The sequence below is a fragment of the Tepidimonas ignava genome (assembly GCF_004342625.1).
Classification (GTDB): Bacteria; Pseudomonadota; Gammaproteobacteria; order Burkholderiales; family Burkholderiaceae_C; genus Tepidimonas; species Tepidimonas ignava.
On sequence record NZ_SMAH01000007.1, the window covers coordinates 139762 to 155790 of the forward strand.

Here is a 16029-nt window from a genome sequence, read left to right on the forward strand (position 1 = left end):
CCCTGCCATGCAACGCCCCGCTTCGCTGTACGTCTGGGATCCGGTCGTGCGCCTGTTCCACTGGAGCCTGGTGGCCTGCGTGCTGCTCAACCAGTTCGTGTTGGAAGCCGGTGAAACCCCGCACCGCTGGGTCGGCTACGCAGCGACGGCCCTGGTGGGGTTGCGCCTGCTGTGGGGCGTGATCGGCAGCCGCCACGCCCGCTTTGCGGACTGGTGGCCCACCCCGGCGCGGCTGCGCGCCCATGTGCGCGGACTGCTGGCCGGCCAGCCGGACGACCATCCGGGCCACAACCCGCTGGGCGCGCTGATGATGCTGGCGTTGATGGCCCTGGTGCTGGCGCTGGGCGTGACGGGCTGACTCCAGGGCACGGACGCCTTTTTTGGCGAGGAGTGGCTGCAGGAGCTGCACGAGGGACTGGCCAACACGCTGGTGATGGCCGCGGGCGTGCATGCGGCGGCCGCGCTCGTGATGGGCCGCCTGCAGCGCGTCACGCTGGTGCGCGCCATGGTCACCGGTGTCAAACGCTACGATTGACCCCGCTCTTCCGCCACCCACCCGCCGCCCCATGGCCAGCACCCTGCGCACCTACCGCCGCCTCGTCGCCTCGCGCATCGCGGCGGTGTCCCTGATCGTGGCGGCGCTGGTGTCGGTGTTGGCCTGGTTCGTCTCGATCGAGAACCTCGAGGAAGAAGCGGTCGGCCTGGCGGTAGAGGAATCGCGCCGCGCCGTGCTGCAGATGAACGCCGGCGACGCCGCGCGCCCGCTGGTGGCGCCCGCCGAGGAAGCCGCGCGGCTGCTGACCGGTGGCTTCTTCGACATTGCCGAAATCTACGACGAACGCGGCGAGCGGCTGGCCGAGCACGCCACCACGCGCGGCGAGGCGGTCGAAGCCCAACTGCAGCGCCACGCCCGACCGCAGCACACACGACCCGGCTACGAATCGCTGCACCTGCCCGACGGCCGTTGGGTGCTGCGCGTGTTCGTGCCGGTGTGGCGCGACGCGCAGCAACCCGGCTCAGGCCTGCTCGGCTATGTGGAGGGCGTGCGCGTCGTGCCCGACTGGCAGCGCGACCAACTGCGCAGCGACGCGCTGGGCGCAGCGGCCCTGGCGGCGCTGGCGGCCATTCTGTGCGGGCTGGTGATCACACCCATCGTCATGCACCTGTCGCGCGACAACGAGCGCAAGGCGCAGCAGGTGCTGGCCTCGCACGTGGCGATGATGGAGGCGCTCGGCCGCGCCATCGCCAAGCGCGACTCCGACACCGGCGCGCACAACTACCGCGTAGCCTGGATCGCCGCCCGGCTGGGCGAGACGCTGGGCCTGCGCGACGAGGCCATGCGCGCGCTCATCATCGGCAGCTTCCTGCACGACGTCGGCAAGATCGGCATCCCCGACCGCATCCTGCTCAAGCCCGGCCGCCTGGACGACGACGAGATGCGCGTCATGCGCACCCACGTCGCGCTGGGCGAGGAAATCGTCGCCGACATCCCGTGGCTGGCCGCTGCGGCGCAGGTGGTCGCCTGCCACCACGAAAAGTGGGACGGCTCCGGCTATCCGCGCGGGCTAGCCGGCGAGGCCATCCCGCTGGCGGCGCGCATCTTCGCCGTGGCCGACGTGTTCGACGCACTGTGCTCGCGCCGCCCCTACAAGGAGCCGATGCCGCTGCCGCAGGTGCTGGACATCCTGCGGCGCGACGCCAACAGCCACTTCGACCCGCAGGTGGTCCACACCTTTGTGCCGATGGCCGCCGATCTGCACGCGCGGCTGGACGGGCTGGACGAGGCCGCCTGCCGCGCGCTGTTGCACGAGCGCATCACGCACCACTTCGGCTTTGCGTAAGCCGCGGCTGTCCGCGCCGCGGGTCAGCCGAACTTGACGAACAGCCGCGCGTACGGCGCCTTCAGGCCACCCAGCGCCTTGCGCACCGCGTCGGCGTCACCCTGCCGCACAGCCTCGCGCAGGGCCTGCACCGAGGCCGACGACCGCCCCGTGGACCGGCCCCGCGGCCGGATGGCCGCAAGGCTGCACCCGCCAGCTTAACCGCCGATGAACGCCGCGTTCACGCTGGCGACGGCCCCCTGCCGGCATCCTGCACGCATCCGAACCGCGATACCCGGAGCCGACCATGACCCTCCCGATCCGATGCCCCCGACCGACCCGCCAGGCCGCCGCGCGCGCGGCGCTGGCGGCCATCCTGACCGTCACCGCCGTGCTGGCCCGCGCCGGCGACACCACGCCGGCGGCGGAGCTGGCCCGCTTCGAGGCCGAGGCCGGCCGCGCCGGGGACACCGCCGCCGGCCAGCGCCTGTTCACGCAGCGCCACGGCGGCGAGTGGTCGTGCAGCAGCTGCCACGGCGAGCCGCCGACCCGCGCCGGCCGCCACGCCAGCACCGGCAAGACGATCCCGCCGCTGGCCCCCGCCGCCAACCCGGACGCGCTGACCGAGCGCGCCAAGGTCGACAAGTGGCTGCGGCGCAACTGCGGCGACGTGCTCGGCCGCGCCTGCACCGCCGCCGAGAAGGCCGACGTGCTGGCCTGGCTGACCCGCCTGCGCTGACCCCGCCCGGACGCCCGAAGGAGCCCCGACGATGACCACCCCCTCGACACGATCGCGCGCGCGGCGCCTCGCCGCCGCCCTGCTGACCGCCCTGCCAGCGTGGCCGGCGCTGGCCGACGGCGTGCGCCTGCCGGCCCAGGTGCCCCCGGCCTACCGCAGCGAGTGCGGCGCCTGCCACGTCGCCTACCCGCCCGGGCTGCTGCCGGCGGCGTCGTGGCAGCGGCTGATGGGCAGCCTCGAGCGCCACTACGGCACCGACGCCTCGCTCGACCCCGCCACGGTGCGGCAGCTTGCCACCTGGCTGCAGGCGCACGCCGGAACGGGCAAGCGCGTCGGCCCCGAGCCGCCCCCGCAGGACCGCATCACGCGCAGCGCCTGGTTCGAGCGCAAGCACCGCCAGCTCGACGACGCCGTCTGGCGCCTGCCGAGCGTCAAGAGCGCGGCCAACTGCGCCGCCTGCCACGGCGGCGCCGAGCAGGGCCGCTTCGACGCGCACGACCTGCGCATGCCCGCCGGCCTGCCGGCGCGCTACCACCGCGCCTTCCTGGACGACTGATCCCTTTTGCCGGAGCCGACGCCATGTTCGCCACCACCCGACCCGACGTGCCCGAGCGCGCCCCCGGCGCCGCCGCGGCCACCCCCCCGACCCCCGGCCGGCGCGTCACCGACGCGCCGACGCGCGCCTTCCACTGGCTGTTCGCGCTCAGCTTCGTCGGCGCCTACCTCACCGCCGACGGCGAGCGCTGGCGGCTGGTGCACGTCGTGCTCGGCTACACGATGGCCGGGCTGCTGGGCTGGCGCGTGCTGTACGGCCTCGTCGGCCCGCGCCACGTGCGGCTGGCGGCGCTGGCGCGCAAGCTCGCCGCCGCCCCCGGGTGGGTGCGCGCCACGCTGCAGGCGCTGCGCGCAGGGGACTGGAACGCGCTGGCCAGTGCCGGCCGGCAGGGCCAGAACCTGGCGCTGGCCGGTGTCATCGCCGCGCTGCTGCTGGCGGTGCCGCCGCTGGTGGCCAGCGGCGTGGCCACCTTTCACGACTGGGGCGGCGAGTGGCTGGAGGAAGTGCACGAGTTTTTCGGCAACGGGATGCTCGCGCTGGTGCTGGCGCACCTGGGGCAGCTCGCCGCGCTGAGCGTGTGGCGGCGGCAGAACCTGGCGCGGCCGATGCTGACCGGCCGCACCCCGGGCCGCGGCCCGGATCTGGTCACGCACAACCACGGCGCGCTGGCCCTGCTGCTGGTGCTGGCGGTGCTGGCCTACTGGGCGTGGGAGTGGTCCAACGCCCCAACCCGCGGGATGCCGGGGGGCACGGCCGCGTCGGGCTGGACGCTCGGGGCACCGCAGGCCTCCGCCGCGGACCGGCACCACGACGACGAGGACGACGACTGACACCGGGCCGGTGCGTCACGCGCTGGGCGCGCCATGGATCAGCGGGCCGGGATCGGCACCGGGCAGCGCACGGCCTCTGCGCTGCCGCGCGTCCAGCACCACCCGGGCCGATCGGCCTGGGGATGGGGCGTCCCCTGGCGGTCCAGGCGCACGTCCATCGCCGTCCAGCGAACGGCGCCCTGACGATCGACGGTCAGGCGCACCAGCCAGCCGGTCGTCGTCTCTGGGGCACGAAAGCCATCGAACACGAAATTGCCCAGGCTGTAGATGATCGGGCGGCCTCGGTAGACCTCGGTGTCCTGGACCACATGGGGGTGCCCCCCGATCACGGCATCGGCGCCGGCATCGATCATCCACCGGGCCAGAGCGCGCTGGCGGGCGCTCGCCCGCGGTTCGTATTCCCAACCCCAGTGCATCACGGGGATGACCACATCGGCCCCGTACACCTGCCGCGCACGCCGATCAGCCGAGCACCGCGCGCGCCACCTGGGTGTACAGCGGGATACCGATCAGGATGTTGAACGGGAACGTCACCCCCAGGCTCAGCCCGAAGTACAGCGCCGGGTTGGCCTCCGGGATCGCGTAGCGCAGCACCGCCGGCACCACGATGTACGAGGCGCTGGCCGACAGCACCATCAGCAGCACCGCGTCGCCCACCGGCATGCCCAGCACGGTGGCCAACCCCAGCGCGATGCTGGCGTGCACCAGGGGCGCCAGCCCCGCATAGGCCAGCAGCACCGGCGACGCCTTGCGCGCCTCTTGGAAGTTGCGCGCCACCATCAGACCCATGTCCAGCAAAAAGAAGGCCAGCATGCCCTTGAACAGGTCGCCCGAGAACGGCTGCATCACCGCCTTGCCGGTCTCGCCGCTCAGGTAACCGATGACCATCGATCCCAGCAGCAGCATCTGCGCGCCGTCGGTGAAGGACTCGTGCAGGATGTGCCCGATGCGCAGATCGGGCGAGCCGTCCACCCCGCGCTCCTTGCGGATGGCGTTGGCCAGCAGCACGGCGACGATGATGGCCGGCGACTCCATCAGCACCATCGCCACGGTCATGTGGCCGCCGGGGGCCAGCCCGGCGCTGGTCAAAAACTGCGTCGCCGTGACGAACGTCACCGCGCTGACCGACCCGTAGCACGCCGCCACGGCCGCCGCGTCCAGGCGCGAGACGTGGCGGCGCAAAAACGCGTAACCCATCAACGGCACGATCACCGCCATGGCCATGGCCGCGCCGATGCCCAGCAGGATCTCGGGGTTGAAGCCCGCCTGCGCCAGCGCGAACCCGCCCTTGAGCCCCAGCGCCATCAACAGGTACAGCGACAGGAACTTGGCGATGGCCGGCGGGATCTCCAGATTGGAGCGTACCGCGCCGGCCAGCACACCAAAAACGAAGAACAGGATGGCGGGATCGAGCAGACTTTGCATGCGGACCTTCAGTCAAACGACGTCAAACGTTCAACTGTAGCCGCGCTCAGGCATGCGGTTCCATCGATTTTTTTGGTGGAAACCATCGATGGAAGACGATGATTTACGACCCATCAACCCCGTCACGCCCGTGATGGGCGGATACCCGACTCGTACCATCCCTTGCTGCGGTTGACGATCGACACCACCGCCAGCATGACCGGCACTTCGATCAGCACCCCCACCACGGTGGCCAAGGCGGCACCGGACTCGAAGCCGAACAGGCTGATCGCCGCCGCCACGGCCAGCTCGAAGAAATTGGACGCACCGATCAACGCCGACGGGCATGCGACGGCGTGCGACTCGCCCACGCGCCGGTTGAGCCAATACGCCAGCGACGAGTTGAACGCCACCTGGATGAGGATGGGCACCGCCAGCAGAGCGATCACGAGCGGCTGCCGCAGAATCTGCTCGCCCTGAAAGGCGAACAGCAGCACCAGCGTCGCCAGCAGCGCCGCGATGGACCACGGCCCCGTGCGGCGCATGGTGGCATCCAGAACCTGCGGTCCGCGCGCGAGCAGCCGGCGCCGCCACGCCTGGGCCAGCAGCACGGGCACCACGATGTACAGCCCCACCGACACGAGCAAGGTGTCCCACGGCACGGTGATCGCCGACAAGCCCAGCAAAAAGGCCACCAGCGGCGCGAAGGCAAACACCATGATGGTGTCGTTGAGGGCCACCTGCGACAGCGTGAACAGCGGGTCGCCGCCGGTCAGACGGCTCCAGACGAACACCATCGCCGTGCACGGCGCGGCCGCCAGCAAGATCAGGCCGGCCACATAGCTGTCGATCTGCTCCGTGGGCAACCAGGGCGCAAACCACTGGCGCACGAACAACCAGGCCAGAAACGCCATCAAAAACGGCTTGACCAGCCAGTTGACGAACAGCGTCACCCCGATGCCGCGCACATGGCGGCGCACCTGTCCCAGCGCGCCAAAGTCCACCTTCACCAGCATCGGGATGATCATCACCCAGATGAGCAGGCCCACCGGCAGGTTGACGCGCGCCACCTCCAGCCGCCCGATGGCCTGAAACAGGCCCGGCAACCATTGCCCGAGGGCGATGCCCACCACGATGCAAACCGCCACCCAGAGCGTCAGGTAACGCTCGAACGCGCTCATGGGCGCGCCAGCCGCCTGCTTGGCGGCAATGTCACACTGCGCGCTCACGGCCTCAGCTCCCGGCCAGGGCGCGCGCGCTGTCCTGCAGCAGGGCGCGCGCCAGCTTCTCGGGTGGCAATTGCGTCAGCATCTCCAGCCGGCGCTTCATCAGCTGCATGGTGCGGCGGAAGGCCTCGTGCTTGACCTCGCCCGGCTCGTCACCCGCGGACGGATCGGCGTAGCCCCAGTGGGCCGTGGCCGGGTGTCCGGGCCACACGGGGCAGACCTCGCCCGCCGCGTTGTCACAAACGGTGATGATCAGATCCATCTCGGGCGCGTCGGGGCCGGCAAACTCATCCCAGCTTTTGCTGCGCAGCCCATCGGTGGCAATGCCCGCCTCGCGCAGCACGGCCAGCGCCAGGGGGTGGGGCTGCTGGTTCGGGCGCGGGCTGCTGCCCGCCGAATAGGCCCGAAAACGCCCGCGGCCCAGGTCGTTGAGCAGCGCCTCGGCCAGGATGCTGCGGGCGGAGTTGTGGGTGCACAAAAACAGCACGTTCAGGGGGCGGGAGGTCATGGCCTCATCCTCAGCAGCAGGCCGCCGCGCAGCAAGCGCCGGAGGCGGCATCCGCCTCGCGGAAGACGGCAATGTCGCCCAGGGTGTGGAAATGCTCCCAGGCGATGCCCTGGGGGTCGGTCACCCAATGCTTTTCGCTGCGGGCGTAGCAGCAGGTGGTGGCCCCTTCGTCGAGCAGGGCCATGTCCGCGGCCTGGGCGCGGGCCTTGAGCTCGCCCAGCTCCGACGCCTCGTCCACCTGAAAGCCCAGGTGATCCCCCCCCGGCGCCGCGCCGCGCGTGGAGATCGCGAAGTTCAGCCGCGGATCGTCGAGCATCCATTTGGCGTAGTCGCGCTCGACGCGCACCGGCGCGGCCGCGAACAGGCGCGAGTAAAACGCAATGCTCTGGTCCAGATCCTGGACATGCAGATGGACGTGGAAGCGCTTCACGGAATTCTCCTTCGAAGGGCGGGGATCAACAATCGCAGGCCAGGGCGTCCGGGGTGATGCAGGCGTCGCCCCGGCAGCAGTTTTCGGTGAGGTAGGCGAGCAGCGCCTGCATCGCATCGAACGCGGCCCGGTAAATCAGATGCCGGCCCTGCCGCTCCTGCGTCACCAGGCCGGCATGCAGCAATTCCTTGAGGTGAAAAGACAGCGCGCTGGGGGCGACTCCCAGCGCCTCGGCCAGGGTGCCCGGGGTCAACCCATCAGGGCCCGCCACCACCAGGGCGCGAAACGCGCGCAGCCGCACGGGCTGGGCCAGGGCGGCCAGGGCTTGGACGGTTTGGGCTTCGGTCAGCATGAAAGCCATCATAAAACATTTCAATAAATATTCAACTATTGAATTGATGGCATCTCCTATCCCCAACACCGCGGCCGCCTTGTGCTCACAGCCGCAGGGCGCCCCCGTAGCCGGTCAGCTCCAGATACCCGCGTCCCACGCGGCGACCATCCAGGGTGCGCAGCTCGCACAAGCCCTCCCAGTAGAGGGCACTTCGCATAACCCCATTTCCGAAGGCTGAACCGGCATGAGGGCGCTCGCGTCGTTCAGTTCGGGGTTCTCGGTGCCGCTCAGGCCCCGTCATCGCAGCCTTGGCGGGCGCCCGAGGCCCTGCAAAACGGCGTTTGCAGGCTGCAGCGGGCGCACCTCTGCCTTCATCGCGCACACCCGCACGGGTCATGGCGCACCAGCCAGACCAGCCGCTTGGCGTTGTACGCCGCGCACTTCAGCAGGATCGCCAGTTCGTTTCTCGCCAGCGTCATCGCCCGCACGCACTTGCCGCCCAACTGCTCGAGGCCGGCGAACACATGTTCGCCTCTGGCGCGGACGCGGTTGATCGCCTTGTTGCGCGCGTCCAGTCGCACGCGCCGCTCCTGCCCGGGCTTGGCACGCCGCGCGATGCCGTCGCGCAGCCCGTGGGCCTGCAGCCACTGGCGGTTGGTCTGCGCGTCGTAACCTCGGTCGGCCAGCAGCCGCGCGCCGGTGTTGGCGCGGTCCAGCACCTCCTTGAGCGTCTGGCCGTCATCGACATTGGCCGGCGTGACCTTGACCCGGCGGATCAGCTTGTAGCGCGCGTCCGCGTTGGCGTGCACCTTGTAGCCGTAGAAGCTCTTGCCGTGCTTCTTGGTCCAGCGCGCGTCGCGGTCGGTGTGCTGCAGCCGCTTGGCATTCCAGCCCTCGGGCCTGCGGCCTTCGTTGAGCGCTTCGCGCTCGTCCTTGTTCGCCTGGGTGAGCGGTGCCTGCACGATGCTGGCATCCACGATCTGCCCGCCGCGCGGGATGTAGCCGTGCTGCTGCAACTGCAGGCTCACCGCCTCGAAGATGGCGCGCCCGCCCAGACCGCCTTGGGCCAAGCGCTGCTTGAAACTCCACAGCGTGCGCGCATCGGGGATGTGCAGTGCTGCGTCCAGGCGGCAGAAGTGCGGCAAGCTCATGCGGTCCAGCACCTGGTACTCGCAGTCCTCGTCGCTGAGGTTGTACAGCGACTGGATGAACAGCAGCCGCACCATCACCTCGGTGGGGTACGGCGGGCACCCGCCTTTGCTACGGTCAGCGCGAGGGCAGGCGGTGTCGACCCGGGCGGCAATGGCCGCGAAGTCGATCAGTTCGTCCATTGCTGCCAGGTTGGCGATGAAGCCGCCGAGCTTGGCTTGGCGCTGGTCCTGCACGAAGCCGCAGCCTGCGGATGTACCGGTTCGGCAGTGACATCCTCCATTTCCTCGTCTGGACGATGGGCCAGCCGATACAGAATCGGTAGCACCAGCAGCGTCAGCACGGTGGAAGACAAGATGCCTCCGATCACTACGGTAGCCAGCGGGCGTTGCACTTCCGCGCCTGTTCCCGTGGCAATCGCCATCGGGATGAAACCCAGCGACGCCACTAGGGCCGTCATCAGCACCGGCCGCAAGCGTGTCAGCGCGCCCTCGCGGATGGCTTCATCCAGCGGCGTTCCGTCCTCGCGCAAGCTGCGGATGTAGGAAATCATCACTAGGCCATTGAGCACGGCCACACCTGACAGCGCGATGAAGCCCACGGCAGCGGAAATCGACAGAGGAATGTCGCGCAGCCACAGCGCCAGAATGCCGCCGGTCAAGGCAAACGGAATACCGGTGAAGACCAGCAAACCATCCTTGACATTGCCGAACATTGCAAACAGCAATACGAAGACCAGAAGCAACGACACAGGGACGACGATTTGCAATCGCTGTGTCGCGGACTGCAGGTTTTCAAATGTGCCACCCCAGCTCGTCCAGTAGCCTGCGGGAATCTTGACCTGCGCCAAAGCAGCTTCAGCATCGGCCACAAAGGAACCGACATCACGGCCACGCACGTTGGCGCTGACCACGATGCGGCGCTTGCCGTTTTCCCGGCTGATCTGGTTGGGGCCGGGTGCCAACTCGAAGCTCGCCACTTCACCCAGTTGAATGAAGTTGGTTCGGCCTTCAAGACCTCCCGTACCTGTTCCGCGCGGCAAAGGAATCGGCAAGCGCTTCATGCCTTCCAAGTCGTTGCGCAGGGATTCTGGCAACCGAACCACGATGTCGAATCGACGGTCGCCTTCAAACAGCGTCCCGGCCTCACGCCCTCCGATGGCCGTGGCCACTGCATCTTGGATGTCGGCCACGTTCAGCCCGTAGCGCGCGGCCTTCTGACGATCAATGTTGACCGTGAGCATCGGCAATCCAGTGGTCTGTTCAACCTTGACCTCGGACGCACCGGGGATCTTCTGCAACATGGACGAGATTTCTTCGGCTGTCTTGTTCAATACGTCCATGTCGTCGCCGAAGATCTTCACCGCCACATCGCTGCGGACCCCTGAAATGAGTTCGTTGAACCGCAATTGGATCGGCTGAGAGAACTCGTAGTTGTTGCCCGGGATCTTGCCCACGACTTCCTGAATGGCCGCCAGCAATTCGTCGCGCGACTTGCGTGGCTCCGGCCACTCCGACTGCGGTTTGAGCATGATGTAACCGTCGGAGATGTTCGGCGGCATGGGGTCGGACGCGATTTCCGCCGTGCCGGTGCGCGCGAAAACGCGGTCGATCTCGGGGAACTTGGCTTTGAGCGTCGCCTCGATCTGCTGCTGCATTGCCACCGATTGCGAAAGGCTGGTGCCCGGAATGCGCAGCGCCTGGATGGCGAAATCGCCTTCGTTCAGGCTGGGCACGAACTCGCTGCCCATACGGGTGGCGATCAGGCCGCACAGCACCACTGCCACGGCGGCTGCCGTGAGCACCACCGCTTTAGCCGTCATCACGCGATCCAGCAGCGGGCCATACCAGCGCTTGGCCTGCACCATCAGCCAGTTTTCCTTCTCGCTGACGCGGTTGCCGATGAACAGTGCGACTGCAGCCGGGATGAAAGTCACTGACAAAATCATCGCCCCAACCAGCGCAGCAACCACTGTGAACGCCATGGGATGGAACATCTTTCCTTCAACGCCGGTCAGGGCGAAGATGGGCAGGTAGACCACCATGATGATGAGTTGCCCGAACAGCAGCGCGCGGCGTGATTCCTTCGATGCCAGGAACACCTCGTGAAAACGCTCCGAGCGCGTCAAAGGCCTGCCGTACTGAGCTTGTGCATGGGCGAGACGTCGCACACAGTTCTCGACGATCACAACCGCACCGTCGATGATGATGCCGAAGTCCAGCGCCCCGAGGCTCATCAGATTGGCACTCACCTTGTTGGTCACCATCCCCGTGAAGGTGAACAGCATTGACAAGGGGATCACGGCCGCCGTAATGATGGCCGCGCGAATGTTGCCCAGGAACAGGAATAGGATCACGATCACCAGGATCGCGCCTTCCAACAAGTTCTTCTTCACCGTGCTGATGACTTTGTCCACCAAGACAGTACGGTCGTAAACGGTCACCGCATGAACGCCTTCAGGCAGACTGCGGTTGATTTCTTTCAGTTTTTTGTCGACTGCTTGAGAGACGGTTCGACTGTTCTCGCCGGCGAGCATGAAGGCCGTGCCCAGCACCACTTCGCGCCCGTTGGCTGTGGCGGCACCCGTGCGCAGTTCACGCCCCAGCCCAACCTCGGCCACGTCACGCACCCGGATCGGCACACCACCGACGCTGCTGACGATCACGTTGCTGATGTCCTCCAAGGTTTTGACCTGACCGGGCGCTCGAATCAGATATTGCTCGCCACGCTTTTCGATATAGCCCGCGCCCACGTTGCCGTTGTTGCGCTCCAATGCCGTCACGATGTCCTGCAAGGTGATGCCCAGCGAGATGAGGCGCTCAGGATTAGGGGCGATCTGGTATTCCTTGGAATAGCCGCCAATGGAGTTGATTTCTGCGACGCCGGGCACGTTGCGCAACTGTGGCTTGATGATCCAGTCCTGAATCTCGCGCAGATCGGTGGCCGTATAGGGTTGGCCATCAGGCTTCTTCGCACCATCCTTGGCTTCGACCGTCCACAGGTAGATCTCGCCCAAGCCGGTCGAAATCGGACCCATGGTCGGGGTAATTCCGGGGGGCAACTTGTCGCGCGCCTCCTGGAGGCGTTCGTTGACCAATTGGCGCGCAAAGTAGATGTCGGTGCCGTCCTTGAAGATCACGGTCACCTGTGACAGTCCATAGCGGGATAGGGAACGGGTTTGCTCCAGGTTGGGAAGGCCCGCCATCGCGGTCTCAATCGGGTAAGTCACCCGTTGCTCGGTCTCCAGCGGTGAGTACCCCGGTGCTTGGGTGTTGATCTGTACCTGGACGTTGGTGATGTCCGGCACTGCATCGATGGGGAGCTTCTGGTAGTTGAATACGCCGACGGCCGCCATACCGATGACTGCCAGCAACACCAACCATCGATGTTCGATGGATGCTCGAATAAGTTTTTCAAACATGTGCGTGGCTCCGGTATCAATGGGTGTGTTCGGCAGAGGCCTTGCCGAGCTCAGACTTCAGGACAAAACTTCCTGCTGCCGCGTAGGGAGCCCCCGGCTTGAGTCCTTGCACCACCTCGACCCGCTTGCCATCACTGCGGCCCAACTGCACGGGCTGGGCAATGAAGCCTCCGTTCACTTTCACGAACACCACGGGCTTGTCGCCCAAGGTCTGAATGGCGTCACTGGCCACAGTCACGGGTACTTCCGCCTCCGATGCAGTCACCTCCACACTGACAAACAGACCAGGACGCCAAACGCCCTTGGGGTTGGACAAGACCACGCGGGCCTTGGCCATGCGAGTCTGTTCACCGATCAACGAACCCACAAAAGTTATGGTTCCGGTCGCGCTGGCATCGAAGGCCGTCGCTTTGATGGTGACCTTCTCGCCAACCCTGACCAGCGGCAAATCCTTCGCGGGCACGTTGATCTCGGCCCAGACCTGTCCCAGGTCAGACACGGTGAACACGACGGCGTCTTCCTTGACGGCTTCACCCAGGCTCAGATGCTTTTCAATCACCAAGCCGTCGAATGGCGCGCGCAGCTCGAAGCGATTGAGCCCCCCCGAAGATCCTGATGTCAGACCCAAGGCGGACAGCTTCTGCTGGGCGTTGGCCACGGCGACCTCTGCCTCGTGTAAGGCTTGCTTGGCTTGCAGGTAGTCCTGCTCGGCAGAGATCTTCTGCTCCCAGAGCCGCTTTTCACGCTCATACGTGGTCTTGGCCAAGGTCAATCGCTTTTGTGCTATCTGCAACTCGCTGCGCAGCTCTGATGCCGCCGGGCTGGCGATGACGGCCAAAACTTGGCCTCGTCTGACCGCCTGCCCCAGACTGACCTGCACACTCTCGACCACACCCGCAATGCGCGGAACAATGTGCGAAGTCCGGTCTTCATTCAGACGAATTTCGCCTGGCAATTGCAAAACAGACTTGATGCGCGCAGGACCTGCCGTGTCGATGCCAATGGATGCGGCCTTGATTTGTGCATCGCTAAGCTCGACCTTCCCTTCCTCTTGGTTCAGGACGAACATGAAGGACTCGGTGGCAGTCTGGGCAACGATGCTGATCTCGAACGCGTGTGGCTCGGGCACCACCTCACGGCTCACCAGGCTGTCCTTGTCAGGTGCAAAGTTGAGGGTCTGCGTCTCTCCGGTCAAGCGCGTGATGGTGGCGCTGACTTTGGCTGCATTGTTTGGAAGCGGCTTATCTTTGCTGAACAGCCAGATCCGCAGGCGTGGTTCGCCTCCGTCCTCGGCCAGCAAAGCCTCCAGCCCAAAATCTCCTTCCTTGAACAGCTTGCCGCCATGAGGCCCCTTGCTGGGGCCTTCGTGGTGCTCGCCGTCAGCGTGGCCTTTGTCATGATCGTGCCCATCGCCACTCGTCTTGCCGTGGTGCTCACCATCACTGTGCGCTTTCGCTTCAACGTGGCTGCCATGACCGTGGCCATCATCTTCCGCCGTCTTGCTTGTCTTGTTGCTCAGAATGGCGGTGCCAAGCACTACGCCAGTCACGGCAATTGCAGCGATGGCGACCAACTGCTTTTTGCTGATGTTCAGTTTTTTTGTGTCGATTTTCATATTCATTCCTGATTGGATGGCTTGTCGGCATTCGGGGTGGAGTCGCCGAGCACCCGGTCAATGTCCGCGGCCGCGCGATGCGCTTCGGCCAGTGCCTTGAGGTATTGGGACTTGGCGGCGAAGTAGGTGCGCTGCGCGTCTAGCACTTCTAGAAAGTTGAACTTGCCGTTCTCGAATCCGATGGTGGCTGCGTCGTAGGCACTCTTAGCCCCGGGGAGTACGTCCCGTTGCAAGACCTCGACTTCCCTGCGAATGGCGTCCAGCCGCTCGCGGGCTTGCATCACTTCAGTGCCGACTCGCACGTTCAACGCCTGGAGTTCGTCCCGGGCTTTGTCTTCGCGCTTCAGCGCTTCCAGCAAGTTGCCCTGATTGCGATCAAACAACGGCAACGGCACGGAGACGCCGAACAGCAGCTGATCACGCTGCAGCTCATTGGAGCGCTTCACTCCCAGGCTGAAGGTGACATCGGGTACCCGCTTGCTGCGCTCCAAATCGACCAGTGATCTGCGGCGTTCCATCTCTAGCTGCGCACGACGCAAGATTGGCGAGACAGACAGGCGTTGCTGGACACTGTCGAAGCTTGGAACGGGCGGGAGCGCTTCAATATTGCCCGCGACGAGGGTGAAGCGAGGTGGATTGGCACCCAGCAAGCTGGCAAGACGTCCCCGAGCGTTGCGCAGCTCGCTTTGCGCCTGGGCGAGTTCAACGCGCACCCCGGCCTCAGCCACCCGGGCCTTTGATTCTTCGACGGGAGAAACCTTACCCGCTGCCACGCGCTTGGCAACCGCGTCGGTCACTTTTCTCGCCAAATCGACACTGTCAAGAGCCAGTGCTACACGCTCCTGGGCTGCCAGCGTTTCGAAGAAGGCGGCGACCACAGCGGCGCGGATTTCGATGCGCCGCACATTCAGTTCTTCCACTGCGATGTCGCGCCCTCGCTCGGCGGCCGCGATACGGGCCGCGCGCTTGCCGCCCATTTCAACGGGAAGGTTGATCTGCACGCTTTGTGTGCGAGTCGCTGCCCTCTGGTCTTCCAGCGAGTACGCCAGTTCGGGATTGGGGCGAGCTTGCCCCTGGATCACCTGACCTTGCGTTGCCTCGATTTCCCGCCTTGCGACAGCCAGGTCTAGATTGCTGTCCAGGGCTAAATCGATGGCCTTTTGCAGCGTCAGGATCGTTGCCGCTTCGCTCTGCAAGCCGCTTTTGACGGCTGGATGATTGTCTTGTGCTGCTGGCAACGCCTGAGCGAAAGCTGCCCCTGCAGCGAGCGCTACGAGCAAGCTCGTCGCAGCCGCGACTCCTGATGTGCGGAGGACGGAGACTGACTTCCGTCGTTTGTGATTGTGATGACTCTTCAACATCCGATTCTCCAGTGATATTCAAATACACGAGGGAATCGGCGGAGAGCGATCCAAATGATCGCCTGCTCGTCGTCACGTCAGCCGAGCTGAGGTCGGCTTGATACGGTCACGCGCTAGGCGTATCCGTGCATTGGTGATGACGAAGGGGAAGGAACGCGCTCCCCGCCGATCAGGCGAGGACACGCCACTGAGGGCGTTCAAGGCGTTCAAAAGGGGGCGACGTTAGACGAGCCCAGTAATCTGCTGTATCCAGAGACGAGTCGGCCAGCGATGCAATCGTGACTGCCCCAGGCAAGGCCGACAAACATCCCGCGTGACAGGATGCGCAATCGGGATCGCCACCGATGGTCTTGGCTGGATCGGAAGATGCGTCTTTGCCATCCGCAGTCTTGTGCTGATGGTCATGGTGACCAAAGTGCTTGGCTGCGGCACCGGTTTCGTGTTGGCAATAGCTGGCTGCAGCCGCCCAGCCAAGCTGTAGCGGCATAAACACCAACAAAAGGATTGCCAACCATTTACGCATATGGACAACAGTGTAGCAGGGCGGTATCAAGCACCAAGTGCAACGGTGGAATCACTGAAGGGAGTGGCTGGTTTGGGTGACCTTCTCCAGCATGGCCTGGTAGACGGCGATCG

14 protein-coding genes and 2 pseudogenes are annotated in these 16029 nt (G+C 65.9%); 5 read left to right on the forward strand and 11 right to left on the reverse strand.

What is annotated here, in order from left to right:
• The first annotated feature begins 7 nt into the window (after window positions 1-7).
• From EDC36_RS07165 to EDC36_RS07185, 5 genes are all read left to right on the forward strand, one after another.
• Window positions 8-358, forward strand: a complete 351-nt coding sequence (locus EDC36_RS07165; protein WP_341539530.1) for a cytochrome b/b6 domain-containing protein — start codon at window positions 8-10, stop codon at window positions 356-358.
• A 208-nt stretch (window positions 359-566) separates the two neighbouring features.
• On the forward strand, window positions 567-1841 hold the full coding sequence (locus EDC36_RS07170) for an HD-GYP domain-containing protein (protein ID WP_243646511.1): 1275 nt from the start codon (window positions 567-569) through the stop codon (window positions 1839-1841).
• Window positions 1842-2127: 286 nt separating this feature from the next.
• A complete protein-coding gene (locus tag EDC36_RS07175) occupies window positions 2128-2559 on the forward strand; it encodes a DUF1924 domain-containing protein (protein ID WP_132962576.1) in 432 nt (143 codons plus the stop codon).
• A gap of 31 nt (window positions 2560-2590) precedes the next feature.
• Window positions 2591-3115, forward strand: a complete 525-nt coding sequence (locus EDC36_RS07180; RefSeq protein ID WP_132962577.1) for a diheme cytochrome c — start codon at window positions 2591-2593, stop codon at window positions 3113-3115.
• Window positions 3116-3138: 23 nt separating this feature from the next.
• On the forward strand, window positions 3139-3945 hold the full coding sequence (locus EDC36_RS07185; protein ID WP_132962578.1) for a cytochrome b/b6 domain-containing protein: 807 nt from the start codon (window positions 3139-3141) through the stop codon (window positions 3943-3945).
• Window positions 3946-3983: 38 nt separating this feature from the next.
• Here EDC36_RS07185 and EDC36_RS07190 read toward each other — a convergent pair.
• The 11 genes and pseudogenes from EDC36_RS07190 to EDC36_RS07240 form a co-directional block, all read right to left on the reverse strand.
• Window positions 3984-4397 (reverse strand): annotated as a pseudogene (locus EDC36_RS07190) (CapA family protein); the annotation flags it as partial.
• Between the two features lie 10 nt (window positions 4398-4407).
• Window positions 4408-5370: a sodium-dependent bicarbonate transport family permease gene (locus EDC36_RS07195; RefSeq protein ID WP_132962579.1), complete on the reverse strand. Its 963-nt coding sequence runs from the start codon at window positions 5368-5370 to the stop codon at window positions 4408-4410.
• Between the two features lie 122 nt (window positions 5371-5492).
• Entirely contained in the window at window positions 5493-6578 is a 1086-nt protein-coding gene (gene arsB, locus EDC36_RS07200) for an ACR3 family arsenite efflux transporter (RefSeq protein ID WP_185971189.1), read from the reverse strand.
• A 4-nt stretch (window positions 6579-6582) separates the two neighbouring features.
• A complete protein-coding gene (locus EDC36_RS07205; protein ID WP_068607303.1) occupies window positions 6583-7083 on the reverse strand; it encodes an arsenate reductase ArsC in 501 nt (166 codons plus the stop codon).
• A gap of 10 nt (window positions 7084-7093) precedes the next feature.
• Complete coding sequence (locus EDC36_RS07210) at window positions 7094-7513, reverse strand: ArsI/CadI family heavy metal resistance metalloenzyme (RefSeq protein WP_132962580.1); 420 nt, start codon at window positions 7511-7513, stop codon at window positions 7094-7096.
• A gap of 25 nt (window positions 7514-7538) precedes the next feature.
• On the reverse strand, window positions 7539-7865 hold the full coding sequence (locus EDC36_RS07215; protein ID WP_243646512.1) for an ArsR/SmtB family transcription factor: 327 nt from the start codon (window positions 7863-7865) through the stop codon (window positions 7539-7541).
• A gap of 85 nt (window positions 7866-7950) precedes the next feature.
• Window positions 7951-8055 (reverse strand): annotated as a pseudogene (locus EDC36_RS13370) (lipocalin family protein); the annotation flags it as partial.
• 163 nt (window positions 8056-8218) lie between these two features.
• Window positions 8219-9232, reverse strand: coding sequence for an IS5 family transposase (locus EDC36_RS07225; RefSeq protein ID WP_243646513.1), 1014 nt, complete (start codon window positions 9230-9232; stop codon window positions 8219-8221).
• Window positions 9166-12417 (reverse strand): CusA/CzcA family heavy metal efflux RND transporter, encoded by a 3252-nt coding sequence (locus tag EDC36_RS07230; RefSeq protein ID WP_243646514.1) that lies wholly within the window; start codon window positions 12415-12417, stop codon window positions 9166-9168. The genes EDC36_RS07225 and EDC36_RS07230 overlap by 67 nt, the downstream gene beginning before the upstream one ends.
• Before the next feature lie 16 nt (window positions 12418-12433).
• Window positions 12434-14032 carry an efflux RND transporter periplasmic adaptor subunit gene (locus EDC36_RS07235; RefSeq protein WP_132962582.1) on the reverse strand — a complete coding sequence of 533 codons (1599 nt, stop codon included), beginning with the start codon at window positions 14030-14032 and terminating at the stop codon, window positions 12434-12436.
• Window positions 14033-14034: 2 nt separating this feature from the next.
• Window positions 14035-15393 (reverse strand): TolC family protein, encoded by a 1359-nt coding sequence (locus tag EDC36_RS07240; RefSeq protein WP_132962583.1) that lies wholly within the window; start codon window positions 15391-15393, stop codon window positions 14035-14037.
• Window positions 15394-16029: the final 636 nt, after the last annotated feature.